The 24,783-nt window shown below is 59.6% G+C and carries 21 protein-coding genes, 1 tRNA gene and 1 riboswitch; of the genes, 11 read left to right on the top strand and 11 right to left on the bottom strand.

Translation table 11 applies throughout. The features are described from left to right. Positions 1-94: 94 nt before the first annotated feature. Positions 95-481: a DUF4372 domain-containing protein gene (locus tag G7020_RS17525; RefSeq protein ID WP_258189381.1), complete on the bottom strand. Its 387-nt coding sequence runs from the start codon at positions 479-481 to the stop codon at positions 95-97. Between the two features lie 400 nt (positions 482-881). Between G7020_RS17525 and G7020_RS17520 the strand changes: the two genes are divergently transcribed. The 4 genes from G7020_RS17520 to G7020_RS17505 all read left to right on the top strand — a co-directional run bounded on the left by G7020_RS17520 (position 882) and on the right by G7020_RS17505 (position 5,708). Next, entirely contained in the window at positions 882-2,537 is a 1,656-nt protein-coding gene (locus tag G7020_RS17520) for a flavin-containing monooxygenase (protein WP_181086423.1), read from the top strand. A gap of 78 nt (positions 2,538-2,615) precedes the next feature. Continuing rightward, entirely contained in the window at positions 2,616-3,665 is a 1,050-nt protein-coding gene (locus G7020_RS17515; protein ID WP_181086422.1) for an alpha/beta fold hydrolase, read from the top strand. 74 nt (positions 3,666-3,739) lie between these two features. Continuing rightward, positions 3,740-4,690: a transporter gene (locus G7020_RS17510; RefSeq protein ID WP_181086421.1), complete on the top strand. Its 951-nt coding sequence runs from the start codon at positions 3,740-3,742 to the stop codon at positions 4,688-4,690. A 352-nt stretch (positions 4,691-5,042) separates the two neighbouring features. Further along, positions 5,043-5,708: a response regulator transcription factor gene (locus G7020_RS17505; RefSeq protein WP_181086420.1), complete on the top strand. Its 666-nt coding sequence runs from the start codon at positions 5,043-5,045 to the stop codon at positions 5,706-5,708. Between the two features lie 605 nt (positions 5,709-6,313). Here the strand turns inward: G7020_RS17505 and G7020_RS17500 are convergent. Continuing rightward, complete coding sequence (locus G7020_RS17500) at positions 6,314-6,979, bottom strand: Bax inhibitor-1/YccA family protein (RefSeq protein WP_181086419.1); 666 nt, start codon at positions 6,977-6,979, stop codon at positions 6,314-6,316. Between the two features lie 128 nt (positions 6,980-7,107). Between G7020_RS17500 and G7020_RS17495 the strand changes: the two genes are divergently transcribed. After that, positions 7,108-7,197 (top strand) — tRNA-Ser (locus G7020_RS17495). A 146-nt stretch (positions 7,198-7,343) separates the two neighbouring features. Here the strand turns inward: G7020_RS17495 and G7020_RS17490 are convergent. Beyond that, positions 7,344-7,520 carry a hypothetical protein gene (locus tag G7020_RS17490; RefSeq protein ID WP_181086418.1) on the bottom strand — a complete coding sequence of 59 codons (177 nt, stop codon included), beginning with the start codon at positions 7,518-7,520 and terminating at the stop codon, positions 7,344-7,346. Positions 7,521-7,848: 328 nt separating this feature from the next. On the opposite strand from G7020_RS17490, the gene G7020_RS17485 reads away from it, so the two are divergent. Together G7020_RS17485 and G7020_RS17480 are read left to right on the top strand one after the other, a co-directional pair. Further along, on the top strand, positions 7,849-9,249 hold the full coding sequence (locus G7020_RS17485; protein WP_181086417.1) for a DegQ family serine endoprotease: 1,401 nt from the start codon (positions 7,849-7,851) through the stop codon (positions 9,247-9,249). Between the two features lie 120 nt (positions 9,250-9,369). Next, positions 9,370-9,467: riboswitch (glycine riboswitch) on the top strand. A 154-nt stretch (positions 9,468-9,621) separates the two neighbouring features. Then, positions 9,622-10,896: a D-amino acid dehydrogenase gene (locus G7020_RS17480; protein WP_181086416.1), complete on the top strand. Its 1,275-nt coding sequence runs from the start codon at positions 9,622-9,624 to the stop codon at positions 10,894-10,896. A gap of 78 nt (positions 10,897-10,974) precedes the next feature. On the opposite strand, the gene G7020_RS17475 is transcribed toward G7020_RS17480, so the two are convergent. After that, the gene (locus G7020_RS17475; RefSeq protein WP_181086415.1) at positions 10,975-11,328 is read right to left on the bottom strand and encodes a YkgJ family cysteine cluster protein; all 354 of its coding nucleotides are present in this window, start codon (positions 11,326-11,328) and stop codon (positions 10,975-10,977) included. Positions 11,329-11,378: 50 nt separating this feature from the next. After that, a complete protein-coding gene (locus G7020_RS17470) occupies positions 11,379-11,675 on the bottom strand; it encodes a GNAT family N-acetyltransferase (protein ID WP_181086414.1) in 297 nt (98 codons plus the stop codon). Positions 11,676-11,828: 153 nt separating this feature from the next. Between G7020_RS17470 and G7020_RS17465 the strand changes: the two genes are divergently transcribed. The 4 genes from G7020_RS17465 (at position 11,829) to G7020_RS17450 (ending at position 17,698) form a co-directional block, all read left to right on the top strand. Next, entirely contained in the window at positions 11,829-13,943 is a 2,115-nt protein-coding gene (locus G7020_RS17465; protein ID WP_181086413.1) for a NosR/NirI family protein, read from the top strand. A gap of 106 nt (positions 13,944-14,049) precedes the next feature. Then, positions 14,050-14,955 carry a chemotaxis protein CheV gene (locus tag G7020_RS17460; RefSeq protein ID WP_181086412.1) on the top strand — a complete coding sequence of 302 codons (906 nt, stop codon included), beginning with the start codon at positions 14,050-14,052 and terminating at the stop codon, positions 14,953-14,955. Positions 14,956-15,019: 64 nt separating this feature from the next. Next, complete coding sequence (locus tag G7020_RS17455; RefSeq protein ID WP_181086411.1) at positions 15,020-17,383, top strand: DNA polymerase II; 2,364 nt, start codon at positions 15,020-15,022, stop codon at positions 17,381-17,383. Positions 17,384-17,491: 108 nt separating this feature from the next. Continuing rightward, complete coding sequence (locus G7020_RS17450) at positions 17,492-17,698, top strand: DUF3079 domain-containing protein (protein ID WP_181086410.1); 207 nt, start codon at positions 17,492-17,494, stop codon at positions 17,696-17,698. A 10-nt stretch (positions 17,699-17,708) separates the two neighbouring features. On the opposite strand, the gene G7020_RS17445 is transcribed toward G7020_RS17450, so the two are convergent. The 6 genes from G7020_RS17445 to nirB all read right to left on the bottom strand — a co-directional run bounded on the left by G7020_RS17445 (position 17,709) and on the right by nirB (position 24,601). Then, entirely contained in the window at positions 17,709-18,386 is a 678-nt protein-coding gene (locus G7020_RS17445) for a TIGR04211 family SH3 domain-containing protein (protein WP_181086409.1), read from the bottom strand. 256 nt (positions 18,387-18,642) lie between these two features. Then, positions 18,643-18,951, bottom strand: coding sequence for a hypothetical protein (locus tag G7020_RS17440; RefSeq protein WP_181086408.1), 309 nt, complete (start codon positions 18,949-18,951; stop codon positions 18,643-18,645). A 97-nt stretch (positions 18,952-19,048) separates the two neighbouring features. Then, the gene (locus tag G7020_RS17435) at positions 19,049-20,770 is read right to left on the bottom strand and encodes a bifunctional protein-serine/threonine kinase/phosphatase (protein WP_181086407.1); all 1,722 of its coding nucleotides are present in this window, start codon (positions 20,768-20,770) and stop codon (positions 19,049-19,051) included. 21 nt (positions 20,771-20,791) lie between these two features. Then, the gene (locus G7020_RS17430) at positions 20,792-21,604 is read right to left on the bottom strand and encodes a formate/nitrite transporter family protein (RefSeq protein ID WP_181086426.1); all 813 of its coding nucleotides are present in this window, start codon (positions 21,602-21,604) and stop codon (positions 20,792-20,794) included. Positions 21,605-21,665: 61 nt separating this feature from the next. Continuing rightward, positions 21,666-22,043: a nitrite reductase small subunit NirD gene (gene nirD, locus G7020_RS17425; RefSeq protein WP_181086406.1), complete on the bottom strand. Its 378-nt coding sequence runs from the start codon at positions 22,041-22,043 to the stop codon at positions 21,666-21,668. After that, positions 22,043-24,601 carry a nitrite reductase large subunit NirB gene (gene nirB / locus G7020_RS17420; protein ID WP_181086405.1) on the bottom strand — a complete coding sequence of 853 codons (2,559 nt, stop codon included), beginning with the start codon at positions 24,599-24,601 and terminating at the stop codon, positions 22,043-22,045. Before nirB ends, nirD begins: the two co-directional genes overlap by 1 nt. Positions 24,602-24,783 lie beyond the last annotated feature (182 nt).

Genomic DNA, 24,783 nt, shown 5'->3' with positions numbered 1-24,783 from the left:
GTAAAGGTAGACCTTCTGCACCTTGGCGTCGGGACGCATCATGACGGGGCTCCACTGGGGAAAACAGGGAGCCCAGCATCCGGGAACGGACAGGTCAGTTGAAGGTGGGGTTTATGGAGCGGTTACGGTACAGCAGTTCTTGTCCCTCTCGCCGTTGCTGACGACTGGCGCCGCCCATCAAGTATTGCGCCACTTGAGCAAAGACCTCGGAGCTACGCCGGCCATTGGCCTCGGCCAACGTTGAGCGCCGGATCGCAGCCGTCCCCAGGTGATAGTGGTGATTGGACTGACTATTAAAACTGGCCTCAAGCTCACGCAGGCTGCCTGCCCCAGACAGGTGGGCGTAAAGCATCGCAACAAGGTGATCCCAACTGGTGAAGCACCGGCTGTGACGGTCAGTTCCTTGTTGATTGACCAGGCGTTCGAAGACGCCGCGAGGGAGGGCTTTGAGCAGATCGTGGAAACGGCTTATCCTGAACATCTTGTGAAACCTGTGAGATTGAGTTGGCGCTCTACGGTTTAAGCCGTACTCCCAGGTTTCACAAGCCTTTCAGCTTCATCGGCAATATACGTGCCGGACAGTAGTGCGCGCAGGCGGGAATCCAGAAGCGCTGCAGTACTTGGGCTTCTGCCCCACATCTTCGCGGGGGCGGGAGCCACGGCACAAGGCTTTTTCAGGGCTTCCGTAGCGCCAGCAGATCGCTCAGACAGCGGCCTCAACAATCAATCAAAGCCCCTGCCAAATCTTCAATATTTTCACCGTTTTCTTCAAGAACAACTACCCGCTGTGTTGTTAAGGTCTCTCCGTGCTTTGCCGTTTCGCTCTGCTTTAAAAAGTCCGACAGTAAAATTAAATAAACATAATAAAATGAGGTTTAACAATGGGTTCTCTAACGAAAATTAGTCCTGCGTCTTCCACCAGTGATAAAGTAACGCAACTGGATGCAATGGTGATTGGCGCAGGCGTGGCCGGCTTATATCAATTGCATCGCCTTCGCGAGATGGGCTTTAATGTTCGTGCATATGACACTGCCTCAGGTGTCGGCGGTACTTGGTACTGGAATCGCTATCCCGGAGCTCGCTTCGACTCCCAAGCTGAGATATATCAGTACTGGTTCTCGGAAGAATTATATAAATCCTGGCAGCCAACCGAGCGTTTCCCCGCGCAGCCCGAAACCGAAGAGTGGCTGAATTTCGTGGCGGACCGTCTGGATCTCAAAAAAGATATCCAGTTCAACACCCGTATTGTTTCAGCCCACTACTGCGAGGAGCGCGGCCGCTGGAAAGTAACAACCGAGGCCGGCGAAACAATCGACACCCAGTACCTGATCGCCTGCTGCGGCATGCTGTCCGCTCCGCTGACCAATCGCTTCTCCGGCCAAGCTAGCTTCAAGGGTGAGATTTACCACACCGGCCTATGGCCAAAAGAACCAGTGGACTTCAAGGGCAAGCGTGTGGCTGTGGTGGGTACCGGTGCCACCGGCATCCAGGTGATCCAGACCATTGCACCCGAGGTTGGATCGTTAAAGGTCTTTGTGCGTACCCCCCAGTACGTAATTCCAATGAAGAACCCCAAATACGGCAAGGAAGACTGGGAAAAGTGGGGTTCACAGTTCCACCAGCTCAAGAAGCGCGTGCGAGAAACCTTTGCCGGCTTCGATTACGACTTCGGTGCCGGAACCTGGGCTGAGAAGACTCCTGACGAGCGCCGTGCCGTGCTGGAGAACCTATGGGAAGATGGCTCTCTATCACTCTGGCTCGCCTCTTTCCCTGAAATGTTCTTTGATGAGCAGGTAAGTGAAGCGGTTTCTGAGTTCGTGCGCGAAAAGATGCGAAAGCGCCTTCACTTTAAGCCGGAACTTTGCGACCTGCTCATTCCTTCTTCCACCGACTATGGCTTCGGAACTCACCGTGTACCGCTGGAAAACAAGTACCTTGAAGTCTATTTGCAAAATAATGTCGAAGCAGTCGACTGCAAAAAAGCCCCTATTGAGCGAATCGTTCCCGAAGGCATTCAAACAGCAGATGGCAAGGTGCACGAAGTTGACATCATTGTGCTGGCCGTGGGCTTTGACGCTGGCTCCGGCGCACTCAATCGCATCGATATTCGCGGTCGCGATGATCGTTCACTAAAAGAGCAGTGGCAGCAGGAAATCCGTACCTCGATGGGGCTACAGATACACGGTTACCCCAACCTGTTCACCACTGGTGCGCCACTCGCACCGTCCGCCGCGCTCTGCAATATGACTACTTGCCTGCAGCAGCAGGTCGACTGGATAACCGGCTGTATCGACTTTGCAGGCAAGCTAGGCAAGAAAACCATCGAAGCGACCGCCGAGTTTGAAGATCAGTGGGTGCGGCATCACGATGAAGTAGCTTCCGCTACTTTGGTTGTAAAAACTGACTCTTGGTACATGGGGTCAAACGTAGATGGTAAACCGCGTCGCCTTCTATCCTATATCGGCGGTGCAGGCAACTACCACCAGCGTTGTGACCAGATAGCCGCCGAGGGTTATCCTGGCTTTAATATTATTTAGTGTCACATTCACTCGCCCGATAAAACTGTCACGGTATTATAACTTATGCCGTGACAGATATATATGAGGATAACTGACGTGGCAAATTACTACTCGCAAGAAAATCACGGTCCTTTCGAACTGATAAACATCGGAACTCTTGAGCTTGAGGAAGGCGGGAGTATCCCTGACTGCCACCTGGCAGTAGCAGTACACGGAACACTCAACGCCGACAAGAGGAACGCAATTCTTGTTCCAACCTGGTACTCCGGTACAAGCAAGATCATGGAGCAAGCCTATATCGGCGAATGCCGCGCTCTAGACCCTTCAAAATACTGCATCATCATCGTCAATCAAATCGGCAATGGCCTCTCTACCTCGCCAAGCAACAGTACAGCGGCCATGGCTGGCCCGAAATTCCCGAAGGTAAGGATAGCTGACGACGTACGCGCCCAGCACCGATTGCTAACCGAGCACTTTGGCCTTGAAAGTCTGGCACTCGTCGTCGGCGGATCGATGGGGGCCCAGCAGTCCTATGAGTGGGCTGTACGCTACCCCGACTTTGTGAAGCGCGCCGCCTGCATGGCGGGAACAGCATGCAACAGTGCACATGACTTTGTATTCACAGAAACACTCGTTGAAACCATCACAACTGATCCGGGCTATCGGGATGGCCGGTACGTCTCGGTAGACCAAGTAGCAGCAGGACTTAAACGTCATGCAAAGCTCTGGACGGTGATGGGCTGGAGTACTGAATTTTTCCGCACCAATCGGCATGAAGCCTTGGGCTTTGAATCAGTTTCGGCCTTCGTCGAGGACTTCATGACCACCTATTTCGCGGAGATGGACCCTAATAACTTGCTGTCCATGGCCTGGAAATGGCAACGGGGTGATGTAAGTCGAAATACCAACGGCGATCTCGCCGCAGCGTTAGGTCGCATTAAGGCCAAGACCTACGTAATGCCAATCTCCCATGACATGTTTTTCACCTGTAATGATGCTCAGGCCGAACAAGAGTTGATTCCAAATAGCGAGTTCAAACCTCTGAACTCAGTAGATGGGCACCTTGGGCTTTTCGGAACTGATGCAGAAATGTTAAAGCAGGTGGACTCTCACCTATCCGAACTGTTGGCATACCCTGCTCCATAAAAATAAGCTTGAAAACTGAGAACAGCTTCCTGTACTCACCCTCCAGTTTAAACTTATGAATATTTGGAAAAATCATGAAAACAATAATAAAAGCATATTCTCTACGCCTTCAAGAGTCTCTAAAAACAGCCTCTCAACAGAAGAAAGTCCGCAACATTAAGCTAAAATCTCGATCGCTTTCAGTTGTTTTCTTATTTCAATTTCCAATTCTTTGCTATGCCCTGGATGTTGACCCAGGCGACTATGACATGGTACCCCCAGACACAACGCTGGGTTTGCTTTATATGCAGCACGCAGAACGAAATAACCTGTACCAAGGCGGAGATAAAGTCAGCGACAAGCACAAATATGATACCGACATTGCAATGCTCAGGGCTGTGCGCTACAAGGATATCAGAGGGCATCTAACAAACTTCCAACTAATCCTGCCCTTCGCCCACATATCCACAGGTGGTGAAAGTGGTGCGTTCGGCAGCGAGAGCGGCATGGGCGACCCAATCCTAGGCAGCGCCATATACACTAAGGGGTCAACCACGAGTAAAACACTGGCAGTCACTCAGTACCTTCATCTCCCTTTGGGTAGATATGACAAGAACAGGCCACTTAATATCGGAGAGAATCGCTGGAAGTATGTTTTTCAAGTTGGTCACATGCGTGCTCTTACCGATAAAATCAGCCTCGACCTTGTTGCTGACGCTACCCTTTTCGGTGATAACGATGACTACACACCAGCTGGACTGAAGCTTGAGCAAGACCCTCAGTATCAGATGCAAGGTTTTCTTCGATATAAGATTGGCGAAAACCTCTCCATCCACACTGGCTATTCCCGTATATGGGGTGGGGAAACAGAGGTCGAGGGTATAAGCCAGAACAACGAAAGCAAACAAGAAAAATTCATGGCCGGGGGCTCTTATTTTGTCAGCCCTAGAACCCAGCTGCTTGCAACATTTGGTCGTGATGTCTCAGTTGAAAACGGCTACAAAGAAGATTCGCGTCTAAACCTTCGCTTGCTTCACGTTTTCTGAAACTCACATAGCCAAGTAACCACCTGATAGCTTGGACTTTCCCAGTCCAAGTTAAGGATAGGCTAGCAAGGTTTTTCCGGAAACATTGGAAACCAATGTCGAAACGCTTTCTGATCTAACTGATCAGGAAGCGTCGCAGTAATAGCTGAATCTATTACCTCTTCCCATGAGCCAGATAGATAATCTTCCCGACAAGGCTATTTGGGTACCAGCGCCACTAAGCACTGCTGATCAAGCAGAGCGGTCTGCCCAGTATTCGCAAGAAGCCATACAAATCATAGAGTAGTACAAGTCCGTGTATAAGCCCCGCAGGATCTGCGCCACCACAACCAAACAATGAGGTGCCCAGACCTTGTACAAGATGCTGATTGCTGATGACCACCCACTGTTTCGCGAAGCCATCCATGACGTCATACGAGATAGCTTTCCAGGCAGCGATATTCTTGAAACCGCCGACTTCGATGGCGCATTGGCACTGGCACTGGAAAATGAAGACCTTGACTTGATCCTGCTGGACCTCAATATGCCCGGAATGCATGGGCTCAACGGTCTGATCACTATACGCAACGAAGCACCGACTATTCCGGTGGCAATTATCTCTGCCGAGCAGGATAGGCAGATCGTCCTGCGGGCCATTACTTATGGGGCCTGTGGTTTCATCACCAAAACCTCAGCGCGTTCACAAATGGCCGAAGCGATCAAGCAGATCCTCGATGGCCATGTGTACCTACCTTTGGACATTATCCGCAACCAGCGAGCCAGCACTCACGGTGCTCAATATAATGAAAACCGCATCCCACCCCATATACTGCAAGCGCTCACGCGCAAACAGCTACTAGTCCTGGAGCGTATGACCAAAGGGGAATCGAACAAACAGATCGCTCACAACCTCGGTGTCGCTGAGTCAACGGTCAAAGCACATGTATCGACGATTTTGAATAAGCTCAATGTATATAATCGCGTGCAAGCCATTCTGGCTACTAGGGATATTGACTTCAATATTTATTTGCGTCGCTGAGAAATATGGTCAATATTATCATTGCGATAAGCTCGCCCTACGGGAAAGGTATTGGGCGGACCATAGTAAATAGCAGTTAAGGAGTGGGGTTGCCCCGTCGTCGTCTTACGCCACCGTACGCACGGTTCCGTATGCGGCGGTTGCTGACTGCTGACAGACAGAGTTCGCAGGGTTTCTGCTTTACGCTCCAGCAGAGATCACGCCTGACTATCTAGTCATGGCAAGCTCGGCCCTTCGCCACTCCAGTTTCGAGCAGCAACTACGACCTCTGCTGACTTCTGTTCATCCATCCCGTCATCTCACGATGTCGGTAGCAGATGGCAGGCAGAGCAGATATCCCAGGGTCATTCGTGCGGCCTTCCTGGTTATACCTGTCGGATTTACGCCGCAAGTACTGGGTTTTAGTGATCATTGCCACCTTACTCCGCTACGCTACCTCTGCCGGCTTCCTGTTCATCAGGCCAGCATTTTGCCTTGGGCTTCCTTCAGATTTGCAGACACTCACGACACACCACAGCCAAGCTGGTTGCGCTTGCGCGCAACGCGCCATGCCTGGCGCATCAACAAAAAAGCCCGCCGAAGCGGGCTGATTCAGCGGGCGGCTATCAGTCGTCGCCACCCATAATGCCCATCAACTGCAACAGGCTGATAAACAGGTTGTACAGCGAAACATACAGGCCGATGGTGGCCATGATGTAGTTGCGCTCGCCGCCATGGATGATGGCGCTGGTCTGGTAGAGGATGCAGACCGAGGAGAACAGCACGAAGCCGGCGCTGATCGCCAGTTGCAGACCGCTGATCTGGAAGAAGAAGCTGGCGATCATGGCGCCCAGCAGGACGAAGAAGCCGGCGGTGATGAAGCCGCTGAGAAAGCTCATGTCCTTGCGGGTGATCAGCACGAATGCGGACAGGCCGAAGAACACCAGTGCCGTCATCGACAGGGCTGAGGCGATAAGCTCACCACCGCTGGCCAAGCCCAGGTACATGTTGAGGATCGGTCCCAGGGTATAACCCATGAAGCCGGTCAGGGCGAAGGTGGATACCAGGCCCCAGACGGAATTGCGCAGCTTGGCGGTGAGGAAGAACAGACCGTAGAAACCGATCAGCACCACGAAGATGTTGGGATAAGCGGCGTTGGCCTGCATGGCCATGTAGGCGACCAGCGCGCTGAAGCCCAGCGTCAGGGCCAGCAGGCCATAGGTATTGCGCAAGACACGGCTGACTTCCCGTTGTTCAACCTGTGTGTGCGTAGATGCGTATTGTTGCTGCATGGCGACACTCCTGTAGATGTATTCAGCCTGAGACGAATTGTCCCGGATCATAGCAGAGCTTTTGTTACCAGCTGACAACAGAGTTTGACAGTGTGTTTCGTTCCGGTACTATTGCGCCCGCTCTCTGCGGAGGAGTGGCAGAGCGGTTGAATGCAACGGTCTTGAAAACCGTCGAAGGGGAAACTCTTCCGTGAGTTCGAATCTCACCTCCTCCGCCATATCGCGAACCGAAGGCCCCGTATTCCGGGGCCTTCGGCGTTTCTGGGATGCGGGAACGGCTGCGAGGGTGGTCCCAGATTGGTACCAAGCGTGTGGGCGCGTCTGGCTGGCCTTCAGCGGCATGGGGATCGTTTGGGCGTCGCTGCTATCTCCAGCCTTCGACAGCCTGGACGCTGACATCCAGCGTGACGCGGCGGACCAGCGCGGCGGCGCTTGGGCGGTAATCGCCTTTGCCTCTATGCCGCTGCCTCCACAACTCCAGTGGCGGCTTGGTGTCGGGATCGAACTGTCTGACCAGGTTTTCCAGAGTTTTGCCGTTCATGGAGCCTCCTGTTGCGCTGTCGTATGTGTCGGGATCGCATCCCTGCGCCAGCCGTCCTGGCCTTCCACGCTGCATAGGTTGCCTGGCTCGGGTTACAGCTTGTTGACAGCAGCGGCGAATGACTCCGGAGCGCATCGATACCTTACGTTCCCTTTACCTCCGCTTCACACGAAGCTGACCGTGGTTGGCGTAAATTCGTCCCGAGGTGCTTCATCGGGGTGGTTGGCATGTGCTGAGCATCCCGAGCAGGCCATTGTGTTTTTTGCTTGTCCGTCAGGTCTGTTCGTGGCAGATCGCAATCAATATTGACGTCGGGAGATAATCGATCATGTTTCTTCGCAGTCATTTCCTGGCCGTTGTGGCGGGTGTCGCCCTGCTTGGACAGGTGCTCGCTGCCCAGGCCGCATTGCCTGACTTCACGCCGCTGGTGGAGGATGCCTCGCCGGCTGTAGTGAACATCAGTACCCGGCAGAACCAGCCGGTACGCGGTGCCTCGGCGCAAATGCCCGATCTTGAGGGCATACCGCCGATGTTCCGTGAATTCTTCGAGCGGCGGATGCCGCAGCAGCCGGATCGCCGCCGCGAAGGGCAGTCGCTGGGTTCCGGTTTCATCATTTCCGATGACGGCTACATCCTGACCAACAACCATGTGGTGGCCGATGCCGATGAAATTATCGTGCGCCTGCCGGACCGCAGTGAGCTGCAGGCCAAGCTGGTGGGGGCCGACCCGCGCAGTGATGTGGCGGTGCTGAAGATCGAAGGTGCCAACCTGCCCACGGTGAAGCTGGGCAATTCCGAGAAGCTGAAGGCGGGGGAGTGGGTGGTCGCCATCGGCTCGCCGTTCGGCTTCGATCATACGGTGACCGCCGGTGTGGTCAGCGCCATTGGCCGCAGCCTGCCCAACGAGAACTATGTGCCTTTTATCCAGACGGACGTGGCGATCAATCCGGGCAACTCCGGTGGTCCGCTGTTCAATCTGGCCGGCGAGGTGGTGGGCATCAATTCACAGATTTTCACCCGTTCCGGTGGCTTTATGGGGCTTTCGTTCGCGATCCCCATTGATGTCGCGATGGATGTCGCCAATCAGCTGCGTGAAGACGGCAAGGTCAGCCGTGGCTGGCTCGGCGTGGTTATCCAGGACGTGAACAAGGATCTGGCCGAATCTTTCGGTCTGGAGCGTCCCGCCGGTGCCCTGGTGGCGCAGGTGATGGATGGCGGGCCGGCTGCCAGAGGCGGGCTGCGGGTGGGTGATGTGATCCTGAGCATCAACGGCAAGCCTATCGACCGCTCCGGTGATCTGCCGCATCAGGTCGGCGCGCTGAAGCCGGATACCACGGTCAGATTCGAAGTGCTCCGCAACGGCAGCCGCAAGACTCTCAAGCTGAAGATCGGCGCGCTGCCGGATGAGGGGCAAACTCTCGCTGCGGCCAGTGGTTCGGGCAAACTCAGCGACAACCGCCTGGGCGTGACGGTTAGTGCGCTGAATGCTGAGCAGAAGCGGGCACTGGATCTGGAAGGTGGCGTGGTGATCAGCGAAGTGGGCAACGGCCCGGCGGCGATGATCGGCCTGCGTCCGGGCGATGTGATCACCCATCTGAACAACCAGGCCATCGACTCGGTGAAGACGTTCGGTCAGATCGTCGAAAAGCTGCCACACAATCGCTCGGTGTCGATGCGGGTGCTGCGCCAGGGAAGAGCCAGTTTCATCACCTTCCGGCTGCCGAGGTAGGCTCCGGTTCTTCAGTGGTGATGCGGGAAATTGATCCGATAGTCGAAGTACGGCTGTCGGATCGATCCTTTCTGGACTATCTTTTGCCGCGGGCCTGCTGTAGAACCGCAGGAACTGATGCAAGTGGTATCGGGAGAGACTGTTTCGGCATGGCCGTTGACAGCGCCGAAGGAGCAACCGCCCCGGAAACTCTCAGGCAAAAGGACCGATACCGCTGTTGAACTCTGAAGAGCCGCCGGGCAATCGTCAGCCGGGCGCACCGAAGGAGCAAGCGAGTTCGCTCGTGAAAACTCTCAGGTCCAGGACAGAGGGGGCGCCTGATCCGCATATCGCGGACGGGCTCCAATCCCTATGACGTTCTGGAGCGACACAATGAAAACAATCGCTGTCATTGGTGGTGGTATCACCGGTATCACCACGGCCTACGCACTGGCCAAGCGCGGCTTCAATGTCACCCTGTTCGAAAAGCACCGTTATGCCGCGATGGAAACCTCCTTCGCCAACGGCGGGCAGCTTTCCGCGTCGAACGCCGAGGTCTGGAACCACTGGTCGACCATCGTCAAGGGCATGAAGTGGATGCTCAAGAGCGATGCGCCACTGCTGGTCAATCCCAAACCCAGCTGGCACAAGCTTTCCTGGTTCGCCGAGTTCATCGGCTCCATCTCTCAATACCGCAATAACACCACCGAAACCGCGCGTCTGGCCATCGCCGCGCGTGAGCATCTGTTTGCCTGGGCCGAGGAAGAGGGCATCGATTTCGACCTGAAGAAGGCCGGTATCCTGCATATCTACCGGGATCGTGCCGGCTTCGAGCATGCCGGCGAAGTTTCCAGACTGTTGGCCGCCGGCGGCTTGCCGCGGCGCAGCGTAACGCCGGACGAGATGCGTGCCATCGAGCCGACTCTGGCCGGGCAGTATTACGGCGGCTATTACACCGAGTGCGATTCCACTGGCGATATTCACCTGTTCACCAACGGCCTGGCAGCGGCGGCGATCCGCCTTGGCGTCGATTGCCGCTATGGCCAGGACGTAAAGCGCGTGGGCACCGATGGCAAGCAGGCCAGCGTCACCCTTGGCACGGCGGGCGGTGAAGAAACCCTGCATTTCGATGGCATGGTCGTCTGCGCCGGTACCGCCAGCCGGGCGCTTGCCGCGCAACTGGGCGACCGGGTGAATATCTACCCGGTCAAGGGCTATTCGATCACGGTCAATCTCAACGATGAAGCCAGTCGTGCCGCTGCGCCGACGGTGAGCCTGCTGGATGACGAAACCAAGCTGGTGACCAGCCGCCTTGGCGATCATCGCCTGCGCGTAGCCGGGACTGCCGAGTTCAATGGCTACAACCACGACATTCGCGCCGATCGCATTCGCCCGTTGGTGGAATGGGTGAATGAGTGCTTCCCCGGCGTCAGCACCCGGAGCGTCGTGCCATGGGCCGGGTTGCGCCCGATGATGCCGAACATGATGCCCAAGGTCGGGCGCGGCAACTCGCCTTGCGTGTTCTACAACACTGGCCACGGCCATCTCGGCTGGACCCTGAGCGCCATCACGGCGGACATGATTGGCGATGTGGTGGGGCAGTCCCTGGGTTTGCCTGAGCCTGTCGTTGTACCCATCGCTGCAGCCCGGCAGTCAACTGCTGCCTGACCGGCGCTGTCAGCCTGAGCGAAACCCCGCCTAGTCAACGGGGTTTCGTGGTTTATGGGCCTTTGTTCGTGAGCGGCGTCAGACCAGTACCTGGCGAGTGCTGGCGATAAGTTGATGCACCTGTTTTTCCACCAGGGGCGTGGTGGCCGTTGCCGGGCCGCGCCCGTGTGGGCAGGGCAGGCTGGCGGTGGTGCCGAACAGGCGGCAGATGAGCGGTCGCTCGTCGTAGGCTTCGCAGCCCTGCGGGCCGAGGTGCACGCAGTTCCAGTGCTCCAGCGCGGCCTCGTGTTCGGCGTCGCTTTTATGCGGCAGCCGCGCCATTTCTTCGGATGAGGCCGTGACCGGCCCGCAGCAATCATGACAGCCCGGCACGCAGGCGAAGCCGGGAATCTGCCGTCGCAGCTGATCGATCTTGCGGTTGGTGCGGTCCATTACGTGTCCTGTTCCAGGTTTCGCGGCCACCATGTTAGCCCTTCGCGGCTTCAGGCGGGCTGGTCTAGGACGTCGCTCCAGTCCGGGTGCTTGTTCACATAGGCGGCGATGAACGCACAGACCGGCACGATGCGTTTGCCGCGCCGGCGGGCATCGTCCAGCGCTGCGCGCGCCAGCATGCTGCCCATGCCCTGGCCGGCGAGGCTGTCGTCGATTTCGGTGTGGGTGAAAACCTGGCGGTCGCCTTCTTCCTGATACTGGGCAAAGCCCAGAGGCTGACCGTTTATTTCCAGGACATAGCGCTGCCGACTTTCATCGTGCCGAACCTGTGCGTCTTGATGGCTCATGGGGGACTTTCCTCCTGCCTGTTTGCCCGTGCGGTTGCCTTTCGGATAGACCCTGTCCGGCACTGAAGTACTGCCTGATCGACCGGCAAGTCGCATGGTGCCGGTGCGGGTGCTCGCTAGCATGAGAGCACAATAATAAGGTTCGAGGCCCCCATGACCGGCTGCCGCTTTTCGTCGTATGCCCGTGCGCTGCTGATGCTGCTGATCCTCGCCAGCCCGTCAGGCTACGCCCAGGAAATGGACGCCTGGATCATGCAGCTGTTCCCCAAGGCCACGCGCATCGAGCCGAAGCAGGAAGAGCCGCCGGTCTACAGTGTCTACCAGCTCGACGAGTTGATCGGCTATGCCTTCGAATCCAGTGACTACTCGAATCTGCAGGGTTTTTCCGGCAAGCCGATACGCTTGCTGATCGGCATGAACCCCCAGGGTGTGCTGGCAGGGGTGAAGGTATTGGAGCACCACGAACCGGTGTTCCTGCATGGGCTGGGCGAGCAGTCGCTGTACGATTTCGTCGATCAGTACCGTCTCAAGCCCATTGGCAAGCCGATTATCGTCGGCGGTCGGCAGGGTGCCAGCGAAGGTGACTCGGTCACGCGAATCGATAATGTCAGCAAGGCTACGGTCTCGGTGGTCATTCTCAACGAGACGGTTCTGCTGTCGGCCCTTACGGTTGCGCGCAAGCTGCTGGACGGCTTTGCCAGCAGTCCCTTGGCAACGCCGAAGATGGATCTTTACGAGCCGCTCGACTGGAATCAGTTGCTTGAACGCGGCCTCGTTCAACACTGGACCCTGACCCGTGAAGAGGTGGAAAAAAGCCTTGGACATGAGCTCGATGGCTATCCGGAACTGGACCTGGACCAGCCAGCCTTCGCCGATCTGCATTTCGCCTACCTGAATGCGCCCCTCATCGGTCGCAACCTGCTCGGTGAGGCGGGTTTTGCACGGCTCAACGAGGAACTGAAGCCGGGCGAGCAGGCCTTGCTGGTGATGTCTTCGGGCATGTACCCCCACGTCCCGGACGACTTCGTGCCGGCCACGGCGCCCAGTCGCATCGTGCTGATGCAGAACGAGCATGCCATCGAACTGCACGACATGAACTTCAATAACGGCGCGGTACTGGATGTGCTCGACTCGCCCATCAGCGATGGCGAGGCACATATCTTCCGCATCAAGTCGCACGCGGCATTCAACCCGGCGCAGGCGTCCGGCTTGCGTCTGATCGCGCAGTTGCGGCGTAATCATCTGGTGGAAACCAAGGTCGATTTCACCCGTGATTTCCAGCTCGATGCGCAGCTGTTCGATATCCAGGAAGCCAAGGCCGAGGCCAGGCCCGTACCGATCTGGTTGCGTATGTGGCAGGAGCGCTGGTGGCAGGTCGGCCTGCTGGGGCTGTCGCTGATGGTGCTGAGCGGGGTGTTCATCTGGCAGCATCGCATCAGCCAGCAGAGTCGGGGCTTCCATCTGTTCCGCGCGGGCTTCCTGCTGTTTACCCTGGTATTCATCGGCCTGTATGCGCAGGGCCAGCTGTCGGTGGTGAATATCTTCACCCTCTTGCTGGCACTCGCAAAGGACTTCGATATCCGCGTGTTCCTGATGGATCCGGTGATCTTCATCCTCTGGAGCTTCACCTTCGTCACGCTGTTCATCTGGGGGCGTGGCGTATTCTGTGGCTGGTTGTGCCCCTTTGGTGCGCTGCAGGAAATGCTCGGCTGGGTGGCCAAGCGGCTGCGCATTCGCCAGTGGAAGATTTCCGAGCCCCTCCATCTGCGTCTGCAGTGGCTCAAGTACCTGATACTCATCGGCCTGGTGCCTGCGGCCTTCTATTCGCTGACCCTGGCCGAGCGGCTGGCGGAGGTGGAGCCGTTCAAGACCAGCATCACGCTGTTCTTCGTGCGCTCCTGGCCGTTCGTGCTCTATGCGCTGATCCTGCTCGGGCTTGGGCTGTTCGTGCACAAGTTCTATTGCCGCTACGTCTGCCCGCTCGGAGCCGGGCTGGCGGTACTGGGCAGATTCCGGCTGTTCTCCTGGCTCAGGCGCATCGATGCCTGCGGTCAGCCCTGCCAGCATTGCCGGAATCACTGCGAGATCGGCGCCATCCGGCGCGATGGTCGCATCGACTACGATGAGTGCATCCAGTGTCTGGAATGCATCGTCATCCTCAACAACGAGGATCAATGCGTGGCCAGCATCAGCGCGCGCAAGAAAATGCAGAAAGCCGGCAAGCAGGTCGACCTGATCGCTACCGATGCTTCGGTGCCCGCCTCATGAAGGGAAAAGTCGCGCCGCCGGACTGAAGATTCCGCCAGGCCGGTCGATAGTGTCCTGTATCGAAATGAATCCCGGTGACGAACCGGCTTTCTCCACAGGACCATGCATGGATACTTTATCGGCCACCGGCTCTCTGTCGCTTCTGCTGTTCACGCTGCGCAGCGGCAAACAGATGGCGATCAATCTGTTGAAGGTCAGCGAGATCATTCCGACCCCCTCGCTGATCCGCCTTCCCGAATCGCACCCGCATGTGCGCGGCGTCGCCACGCTGCGAGGCCAGCCGCTATCGGTCATCGACCTGAGTCTGGCCATCGGCATGCCGCCCCTGCAGGATGCCCAGGGTGGTTGCCTGATCGTTACCGAAATCAGCCGCTTCAAGCAGGGGCTGCACGTGCAGTCGGTGGTCAGGATCGTGCATATTCCCTCATCGAAGATTCTGCCGCCGCCTTACGGGACACGTGCCAATTCCTTTATTACCGGCGCGGCGGAAATCGACGGTCAACTGGTGCAGATTCTCGACGTGGAAAAGGTGATTCTGAATATCGTGCCGGCTCCGATCGAAGCCGATATGTCCCAGCTCGATGACCAGGATGCGCAGCTGCTCGGAGAAACCCGGGCGCTGATCGTCGATGACAGCCAGGTGGCCCTGCACATGTCGCTGGCGGCGCTCGGCAAGATGGGCATCACCTGCCACGCGGTGCGTAGCGCCCGTGAAGGCTTTGCGACGCTTGACCGCCTGAAAGGCACCGCCGAAGCGATCAATGTGGTGGTCTCGGATATCGAAATGCCTGAAATGGACGGCTATTCCTTTACCCAGGCGCTGCGCAGCCACCGGGACTATGCCGACCTCTATGTGCTGCTGCACACCTCGCTGGACAGCACCATCAGCGCCGACAAGGCCAAGGCTGCCGGGGCTAACGCCATTCTCACCAAATTCTCGCCGCCGGAAATCACCAAATGCATGTTGCGTGCGGCGCGGGTGATCCATCTGGGTGAGGATGCGTCGGCCTGAGCGGATGCCTTCATGCAATGCCGCGTAGAATAGGTCGCTTCGAGCAACATTGAGGTGGGCAGCGGTGGATCTACAGCAGGGTTTCGTCCTGACCCGGCATTGGCGCGACACGGCTGCAGGCACCGAAGTGGAGTTCTGGTTGGCGACCGATGCCGGGCCGCGGCGGATTCGCGTGCCCTGTCAGCCTTCGGTTGCCTTCATTCCCGCCGAACAGTGCGAACAGGCGCGGTTGCTGCTCAAGGGCGAACGTGACGTCGAGCTGCGCCCGCTCGATCTGAGCGACTTCCATCAGCGCCCGGTGGTTGGTCTGTACTGCAAGCAGCAGCGGCAACTGATGAACCTCGACAAGCGCCTGCGACAGGCCGGACTGGATGTCTACGAGGCCGATATCCGTCCGCCGGAACGCTATCTGATGGAGCGTTTCATCACCGCGCCGGTCAGCTTCAGCGGCACGCCGGATGCCGAGGGCGTGCTGGTCGATGCGCAGATCCGGCCCGCGCCGCAGTACCGCCCGCGGTTGCAACTGGTTTCCCTGGACATCGAAACCACGGCCACGGGCGAGCTGTATTCCATTGCCCTGGAGGGCTGCGGGCAGCGTCAGGTGTATATGCTCGGCCCGGCCAATGGCGAGGCCAGCGCGGTGGATTTCCAGCTTGAGTATTGCGACAGCCGCAGGCAGCTGATCGAGCGGCTGAACGACTGGCTGGCGCGGCATGATCCCGATGCGATCATCGGCTGGAATCTGGTGCAGTTCGATCTGCGCGTGTTGCGCGAGCAGGCGCAGCGTCATCAGGTGTCGCTGCGTCTCGGGCGCGCTGGCGAGGAGATGGGCTGGCGCGAGCACGGCAGCCGGCGCAACCACTTTTTCGCCGCGGCGGCAGGACGGCTGATCATCGACGGCATCGAGGCGCTGCGTTCGGCGACCTGGAGTTTTCCTTCGTACAGCCTGGAGAACGTCGCCCAGACCCTGCTTGGCGAAGGCAAGGCCATCGATACGCCCTATCAGCGGATGGACGAGATCAACCGCATGTTCGCCGAGGACAAGCCGGCACTGGCGCGCTACAACCTCAAGGACTGCGAGCTGGTCACGCGCATCTTCGCCAGAACCGAATTGCTGACCTTCCTGCTGGAGCGCGCCACCGTCACCGGCTTGCCGGCTGATCGCAGCGGCGGTTCGGTGGCCGCGTTCGAGCATCTCTACATTCCGCTGATGCACCGCAAGGGCTTCGTCGCGCCGAACCTGGGCGAGCGGCCACCACAGGCCAGCCCCGGTGGTTTCGTGATGGATTCCCGCCCCGGCCTTTACGAATCGGTGCTGGTGCTGGATTACAAGAGCCTCTACCCATCGATCATCCGCACCTTTCTCATCGACCCGGTGGGCCTCGTCGAGGGCATGCGCCAGCCAGCGGACAGCGACTCGGTGGCAGGTTTTCTCGGGGCGCGCTTCTGCAGAACGCGGCATTGCCTGCCGGCCATCGTCGAGCGTGTCTGGCAGGGCCGCGAGGCGGCCAAGCGCGAGGGCAACATGCCGCTTTCGCAGGCCCTGAAGATCATCATGAATGCCTTCTACGGCGTGCTCGGTTCCAGCGGCTGTCGTTTCTTCGACCCGCGCCTGGCGTCCTCCATTACCCTGCGCGGGCACGAGATCATGCGCAGGACGCGCGAGCTGATCGAGGCCCAGGGCTACCGCGTGATCTACGGCGATACCGATTCCACCTTCGTCTGGCTCAAGCGCGCGCACGGCGACGAGGATGCCGCGCAGATCGGCCAGGTGCTGGTGCGCCATATCAACCAGTGGTGGCATGAACACCTGCAGCGCGAGTTTGGTCTGAGCAGCGCGCTGGAAATCCAGTTCGAAACCCACTTCAAGCGCTTTCTGATGCCCACCATTCGCGGCGCGGAGGAGGGCAGCAAGAAACGCTATGCCGGACTGGTCACTCACGCCGATGGCAGCGAGGGCCTGGTCTTCAAGGGGCTGGAAACCGTGCGCTCCGACTGGTCGCCGTTGGCCCAGCAGTTCCAGCAGGAGCTGTACCGGCGCATTTTCAAGCGCGAGCCCTATCAGGACTATGTTCGCGACTACGTGCGCAGCACCCTGGCTGGCGAGCGGGACGAGCTGCTGGTGTTTCGCAAGCGGTTACGGCGCCGGCTGGACGACTATCAGCGCAACGTGCCGCCCCATGTACGCGCCGCGCGCATCGCCGACGACTACAATCAGCGGCAGGGCCGGCCACGGCAATACCAGAGCGGCGGCTGGATCAGCTACCTGATGACCCTGGCCGGGCCGGAACCGCTGGAGGTGCGGCGTGCGGCCATCGACTACGACCACTACGTGACGCGCCAGCTGCAGCCAATCGCCGATGCCATCCTGCCGTTCGTGAACGACAGCTTTTCAGCGCTGATCGATGATCAGCTCGGTCTGTTCTGAAGATTGAGGCCCGGACGCCGGGTGCGCCGTTTCTTGAGCATGATCAAGTTCAACCCTGGGGTCGCTGGGTAACCTGACGTCGTCCATCTGCTACAGGCCGAGGTCGGCATGGCCAAGAAGTTTCCCCTGAATCCCCCGCATCCCGAGCGCATCTGCTGGGGCTGCGACCGCTATTGCCCGGCGGATTCGCTGGCCTGCGGCAACGGCGCCGACCGTACCCAGCACCCGTCGGAGATGATCGGTGAGGACTGGTATCTGCACGGCGACTGGGGCGATCTGATCGCCAGTGACAATCCCGAGAGAAAACTCGCCTGAATCCTCAGCCTCAGACCCAGCCGCTGTTGCGCTTGCGGCCACGGGTCAGCGCCGGGAGGATCAGTCCGACCAGCAGGCCGGCACCGGCGATGCTGCCACCGTAGACCATGTAGCGCATCAGTACCTGGTTGTTCTCGTCACCCAGCCGCGCCTGGGCGTCGCGCAGTTCTGACTGGGTGGCGGTGAGCGCTTCGTCGAGCGCTGTACGGCGCGCCTCCAGCTCGTCGATCAGTGCCTTGCGTGAGTCGAGGGTTTCCTGCATGCCCTGTACGCGGGCCTGCCAACTGTCATTGATGGTGCGCAGCTCTTCACTGAGTTCGGCAACCTGCTGCTCAAGTTGCGGCAGGCGCTCTGCCTGGCCAGGAACGTCTTGCAGATCGCTGCTGCGAATCCAGACGCGGTCGCCGTTTTCGCCGCGTACCTGGCTGTAGTCGCCGCTGGTCTGGAGCAGCTCGACCTTCTGTCCGGAACTGAGGGTGCCAACGATACGATAACCGTCGGTCGGACCGCTGCGTACATAGGTGTTCAGGCTGTCGCTGACCCAGCGTTCACTGCTCGCCTGCTGAGCTTGGGCCGGTACGGTGATGGCCAGCAGCGTACCCAGTACAGCGGCGCGAAAGGCGCTGCAGCAAGGGGCCGGCCTGGAAAAACGGGAAATAAGTGCAGGCAGATGACGAGATAAAGGCATGACGGTCTTCGCGTTGAAAAAAGATGAAGGCTTCAGTGAGCGGACCTGCGCGAAAGCGGACCCGGAGCCGGCGAGTTCCTTTGCAGCGTGTCGCGATAAGCGAAGGGGCAGATATACCGGCAGGAGGATGTTTTCTCCCAGGGTTGGGCCTGCGACCCTGTAATGCTGCAGACAGGACTGACAGCGGGAGGCTCCCGGGGTTCATTAAATCTTCATCATTCAGATCAGTGCCGACGCGATACAGCCTGTCATCTGGCTACAGCAGCTCGACCGCATGTGCCCGGATCAGCACCTGCTCCTGGCGGAAGCGGGTTTCCAGCGAGGCGCGGTAGTTCGTCCACCAGGCGCGGTGGAGTTCGGACGCCATTACTTCGTAAATGATCAGCTCGTCACGCACGGCATGGCTGTCTTCTTCACACCACAACCCATTGACTGGCGCGCGGGTATGGGCGGTCAGGCCGCCGAACTGCTGCATCAGTTCGTCACGGACCTCGGCAAACAGTGGCTTGGGCAGGGCTTTTCCGTCATTGTCGTAAAGCGGGAGCAATAGCTGGATCAGGTGCATGGCGCAGGTTCCGATGGGTCATGAGGCTCATCCATACGACCACTGGCAAACGGGCACAGCACTGTGATGTGGATCAACGGCGGGCCCGCCTGTTGCCTCAACGCACCAGTAGTACGACCAGTGCCGCAGCCAGCGCCAGCGACAGGCCTTGCCAGAACAGCACCGGATTGCGTTCCATCAGAGGTGGTCTGGCCCTGTTGAGAAAGGCCTGGTTCGGCTGGCGCAGCTCGAAGACGAATTCGGACAGCTCTTCGTAGCGTTTGTAAGGGGCAGGGTGCAGGGCCTTGCGCAGCACGTCGTCGATCCAGGCCGGTATTTCGCTGTCATGGTTACGGATCGGCTGATAGTGGAGCTTGTTCTGCGCCGCGCGGGTACGGCAGCGCACCACCTGCGTGCCGTAGGGTAGCTTGCCGGTGAGCATCTGGTAGGTGATGACGGCCAGGGAAAACAGGTCCGAGCGGGGTGTGCCGGCTTCGCCGAGAAAGTATTCCGGCGCGGTGTACTGAGCAGTGCCGAGCAAGTCGCTGCGCTCGATGGGCGAGGCGACCTCCATCAGCCCGGCCACTCGTGCCGAGCCGAAATCGATGATTTTCACCATGCCCGCGGCGTTGATCATGATGTTGTCGGGGCGCAGGTCCTGATGCAGCATTTCCAGCCGGTGGAAGGCACGCAGACCACTGGCGATCTGCTCGACGATGCCGCGCACCGTCTCCAGGTCGGGGCGGGGGTTGTCGATCATCCACTGCCTCAGTGTCCGGCCTTCGATGAATTCGCTGACGGTGTAGAGAAAGTTGCGCGAGCGTGTTTGCGGGCAGGGCTTGACCACATGGGGGTTGTCGATTCGGCGGGCAATCCACTCTTCGGTGAGAAATCGCTCCAGATAGGCTGCGTTGTGCTGCAGCTCGATGGAGGGTGTTTTGATGATCACCCTTTCGTTGTCGCTATCGTCAGTCGCCAGGTAGACATGGCTCCGGCTGCTGGCGTGCAGCTCCCGAACGATACGGTAGCCGTCGAACCGTGCCCGTGTTTCCAGCATGGGTGGGAAGGGTAGTTCGGTGAACTGCCGGTAGAGTTCCTCGGGCGCCTGTGTCGGCAGTCCGTCGAGCCGCACGATCTGCACGGTGAGATTGTCCGTGCTGCCACGCTGGATGGCCTCGTCGACGATTGCTCTGGCGGCGGCATCCAGGTCTGTCGGATGCCGCTCGATGGTATCGATCATGAGGCCTGGGCTGACGTGTTCGTAGACGCCATCGGTGGCCAGGAGAAAGATATCGCCGATGGCCAGCTGTTCGGCGCGATAATCGATTTCCAGCTGGTCATGGATGCCGAGCGCGCGGCTCAGGTAGCTCTGGCCTTCGCAAAGCCACATCCGGTGGTCGTTGGTCAACTGCTCCAGCGCTTTGCCCTGGATGCGATAGATGCGTGAGTCACCGGCGTGGAAGAGGTGTGCGGTGGTCGATTTGATCACCAGGGCGCTGAAGGTGCAGACGTAGCCCCGATCCCTGTCGTAGCGGTACAGGCTTTGCTGGCTCTGGGCGTGTAGCCAGGAGTTGGTTGCCATCAGCACGCGCTGTGCCGAAGTCTTCACCGACCAGGCATCGGCAGTGCAGTAATAGTCGGCAAGAAAGCCGGTCACCGCCGCTTCGCTGGCGATATGGCTGACGGTACTGCTGCTGATTCCGTCGGCCACGGCGATGACGATGCCCTTGCTGCTCAGCTGCGGTTCACTGGGTATGCAGGCGCCGTGGAAATCCTGATTGCTTTGCTTGCGCCCCTTGTCGGTGTGCTGGCCCAGCGAAATCTTCAGTTGGTCACTCATCAGTGGGCCAGCGTCATCGGCTCAGTGAAACGCCCGTTTTGGCGCGGTCCTGATGTGAGTGGTGTAGAGCGTCAGGCCGGTGAAGGCCAGGCCGCCAACGAGATTGCCCAGCGCGGTGGGGATTTCGTTCCAGATCATGTAATCCATGACCGAGAAATCACCGCCCATGATCATCGCCGAGGGGAACAGGAACATGTTCACCACCGAATGCTCGAAGCCCATATAGAAGAACAGCATGATCGGCATCCACATGGCGATGGCCTTGCCGCCCACGGTGGTGGAGATCATTGCGCCGACCACACCCATCGACACCATCCAGTTGCACAGCACACCGCGCAGGAAGATAGTCGCCCAGCCGGCGGCGCCGTACTCCGCATAACCCAGGGTGCGGGCCTCACCGATGGTGGAAATCTTCTCGCCAACCGCGCCAGGCTCGCTCATGAAGCCCGTGGTGAAGACGAAGGCCATCATGAACGCCACCGTCAGCGCGCCGGCGAAGTTGCCGAGAAATACCAGCCCCCAGTTGCGCAGCACGCCGTTCACGGTCACACCAGGTCGCCTGTCCAGCAGCGCCAGCGGTGTCAGCACGAACACTCCGGTGAGCAGATCGAAGCCCATCAGGTACAGCATGATGAAGCCCACCGGAAAGAGCATGGCGCCTACCAGTGGCGAGCCGGTCTGTACTGAAACGGTTACAGCGAAAACGGCGGCCAGGGCGAGGATCGCACCGGCCATGAACGCACGAATCAGCGTGTCTCTCGTGGACATGAATATCTTCGACTCGCCAGCATCCACCATCTTGGTGACGAATTCCGCAGGAATGATATAGGACATGGTCTGGTTCTCTGTAAGGTCAGGCAGGGCGTAGGGTTCGGGCAGCGGCGTGCCGTTCAGCTCAGGCGGTGGCGATTTCCACCGCATCGCCATTCAGGCGCGCCGGCCAGACCCGCAGGTGCTGTTCGGGATGTTCCAGGCAGCGCCCGTCGGCGAGGCGAAAGTGCTGCTTGTACAGTGGCGAGGCGATCACCAGGTCGCCCTTGAGCTGGCCGACGATGCCGCGCCCGATGACGTTGGCGCCGGATCTGGGATCGCGGTTCTCGACGGCGAACACCTGCTCGCCGGCTTCGCCGTCAGGCAGGTGGATCAGTGCGACCTGCCGGCCATCCAGCCAGGCGACCACGCCGGAATGGGCGACCAGATCGCGACGGCTGCACAGTGCACGCCAGTGGGCGGGTTCGACGGATGACAGGCGCAGGGCATTGGACGGGCTCATCAGAGCATCTCCTCGGTGACGGGAATCAGGTGAAGTTCGCTGGCGCGGGCCGGGCGACGCTGGCCGCGCTCCTTGACGAAGTGGATATCGGGGTCGCCGCGCCGGTCGTTGACGAAGGTGCGGAAGCGCTTGAGCTTCTCCGGGTCCTTGAGGGCGTTGGCCCACTCGCATTCGTAGCGGTCGACGACGTGCTGCATCTGCGCTTCGAGTTCGGCGGCGAGATTCAGGCTGTCATCGAGGATCACCGCCTTGAGATAGTCCAGGCCGCCTTCGAGCGACTCGCGCCAGACCGAGGTGCGCTGCAGCTTGTCGGCGGTGCGGATGTAGAACATCAGGAAACGGTCGATGGTGCGCACCAGGGCTTCGTCATCGAGGTCGGTGGCGAACAGTTCGGCGTGACGCGGGCGCATGCCGCCGTTACCGGCCACATAGAGGTTCCAGCCGTTCTCGGTGGCGATCACGCCGATGTCCTTGCTCTGCGCTTCGGCGCATTCGCGGGTGCAGCCGGAGACGCCGAACTTGATCTTGTGCGGCGCGCGCAGGCCCTTGTAGCGATCCTCCAGGCGCAGCGCCATGGCGACGCTGTCCTGCACGCCGTAGCGGCACCAGGTACTGCCCACGCAGGATTTCACCGTGCGCAGGGACTTGCCGTAGGCATGGCCGGTCTCGAAGCCGGCCTCGATCAGCTCGCTCCAGATATCCGGCAGCTCATGCAACTGGGCGCCGAACAGGTCGATGCGCTGGCCGCCGGTGATCTTGGTGTAGAGGTCGTATTTCTTCGCCACCGCGCCCAGCGCGATCAGCCTGTCCGGGGTGATCTCGCCGCCGGCGATGCGCGGCACCACCGAGTAGGTGCCGTTTTTCTGCATGTTGGCCATGAAGGTGTCGTTGGTGTCCTGCAGCGCGACCAGTTGCGGATCGGTGATCGGCTGGTTCCAGCAGGACGCCAGGATCGAGCCCACCGCCGGCTTGCAGATATCGCAGCCGATGGCACCACGTCCATGGCGTGCCAGCAGCGTTGTGAAATCGCGGATGCCCTCGACGCGGACGATGTCGAACAGCGCCTGGCGGGTATGGGCGAAGTGCTCGCACAGGCTCTTGTCCACCTCGACGCCGCGTGCGGCCAGTTCGTGCTCGAAGACCTGCTTGAGTAGCGCGCTGCAACCACCGCAACCGGTGCCGGCCTTGGTGATGGCCTTCAGCTCGCCGAGATCGCTGACGCCGGCCTCGACCTGGCAGCACACCGCGCCCTTGCTGACGTTGTGGCAGGAGCAGATGGTCGCGCTGTCCGGCAACGCACCGGCGCCCAGGGTTGGCGCGCCGCCCGATTGCGGCAGGATCAGGCTGGACGGCTCGTCCGGCAGCCTGATGCCGTTCTGCGCGTATTGCAGCAGGGTGTTGTAATAACTGTTGTCGCCCACCAGCACCGCGCCGATGACGTGCTTGCCATCCGGTGAGACCACCAGGCGCCGGTAGCTGGCGTTCGCTTCGTCGATGAACCGATAGCTTCTCGAACCCGGCGTGGCGCCGTGGGCGTCGCCGATAGAGCCGACGTCGACTCCGAGCAGTTTGAGCTTGGTGGACATGTCGGCGCCGGTGAAGGCCTCATGAGGCTCGCCTGCCAACTGCGCGGCCACGGTGCGTGCCATGCCGTAACCCGGCGCCACCAGGCCGAACACGCTGCCGTTCCAGGCGGCACATTCACCGATGGCGAAGATCGCCGGATCGCTGCTGCGACAGGCGTTGTCGATGGCGATGCCGCCGCGTGGCCCGAGTGCGAGCGCCGCTTGCCGGCCAAGCGCATCCTGCGGGCGGATGCCGGCGGAAAACACCACCAGATCGGTTTCCAGGAACTCGCCATCGTCGAAGTTCAGGCGCCAGGCGTACTCCGTGCCGGGAACGATGGCCTGGGTGGCCCGCGACAGATGTACGCCGACGCCCAGGGCCTCGATCCGCGCCTTGAGCGCCTCGCCACCTTCGGCGTCGAGCTGCACCGGCATCAGGCGTGATGCGAACTCCACCACATGGGCTTCCAGACCCAGGGATTTCAGCGCATTGGCGGCTTCCAGGCCAAGCAGCCCACCGCCGATCACCACGCCGCGCCGGGCACCGACCGCTGCCACGCGGATCTGGTCCAGATCATCCAGCGTGCGGTAGAGCAGTTGCGCATTGCCCTCCGCACCGGCAATCGGTGGCACGAAGGGATAGGAACCGGTCGCCAGGATCAGCCGGTCGTAAGGCTGGCGACCCTGCGTCGTGAGGATCTCCTGCCGGGCGCGGTCAATTTCCAGTACCTGCACGCCCAGGTGCAGCTGCACGCCGTGGTCGGCGTACCAGCCCGCATCGCACAGCGCCAGGGCATCGGCATCGCGCCCGCCGAAGTACTCGGAAAGGTGCACCCGGTCGTAAGCGCGCTGATGCTCTTCGCCGAACACATGAATCTGGTAGCGCTCCAGCGCATCGCGTGCGATCAGCTGTTCAACGCAGTGATGGCCAACCATGCCGTTGCCGACGATGACCAGTGTTTCGCTCTTGAGCGGGAGAACGCTTGCATGCATGACGTGTTCCTCAGTCGAAGCCGTTCCGGACGCCGTCAGCGCGAGGTGACGCCTTGATGAATGCTGCTGGCAGTCCGGGCAGTGCTGCCGGATCGCTCGGCAGGCGTTGTGACTGAGAGGCATCTTGTATGCCAGGGCCGCGAAAGCTGCCGGCAGCCTTGCTTCAGGCCAGATGTGGCGGG

The sequence above is a fragment of the Stutzerimonas stutzeri genome (assembly GCF_013522825.1).
Lineage (GTDB): Bacteria > Pseudomonadota > Gammaproteobacteria > Pseudomonadales > Pseudomonadaceae > Stutzerimonas > Stutzerimonas stutzeri_AK.
Note: the sequence above shows the minus strand (reverse complement) of the source record. Positions and strands in the feature narration are given on the sequence as shown.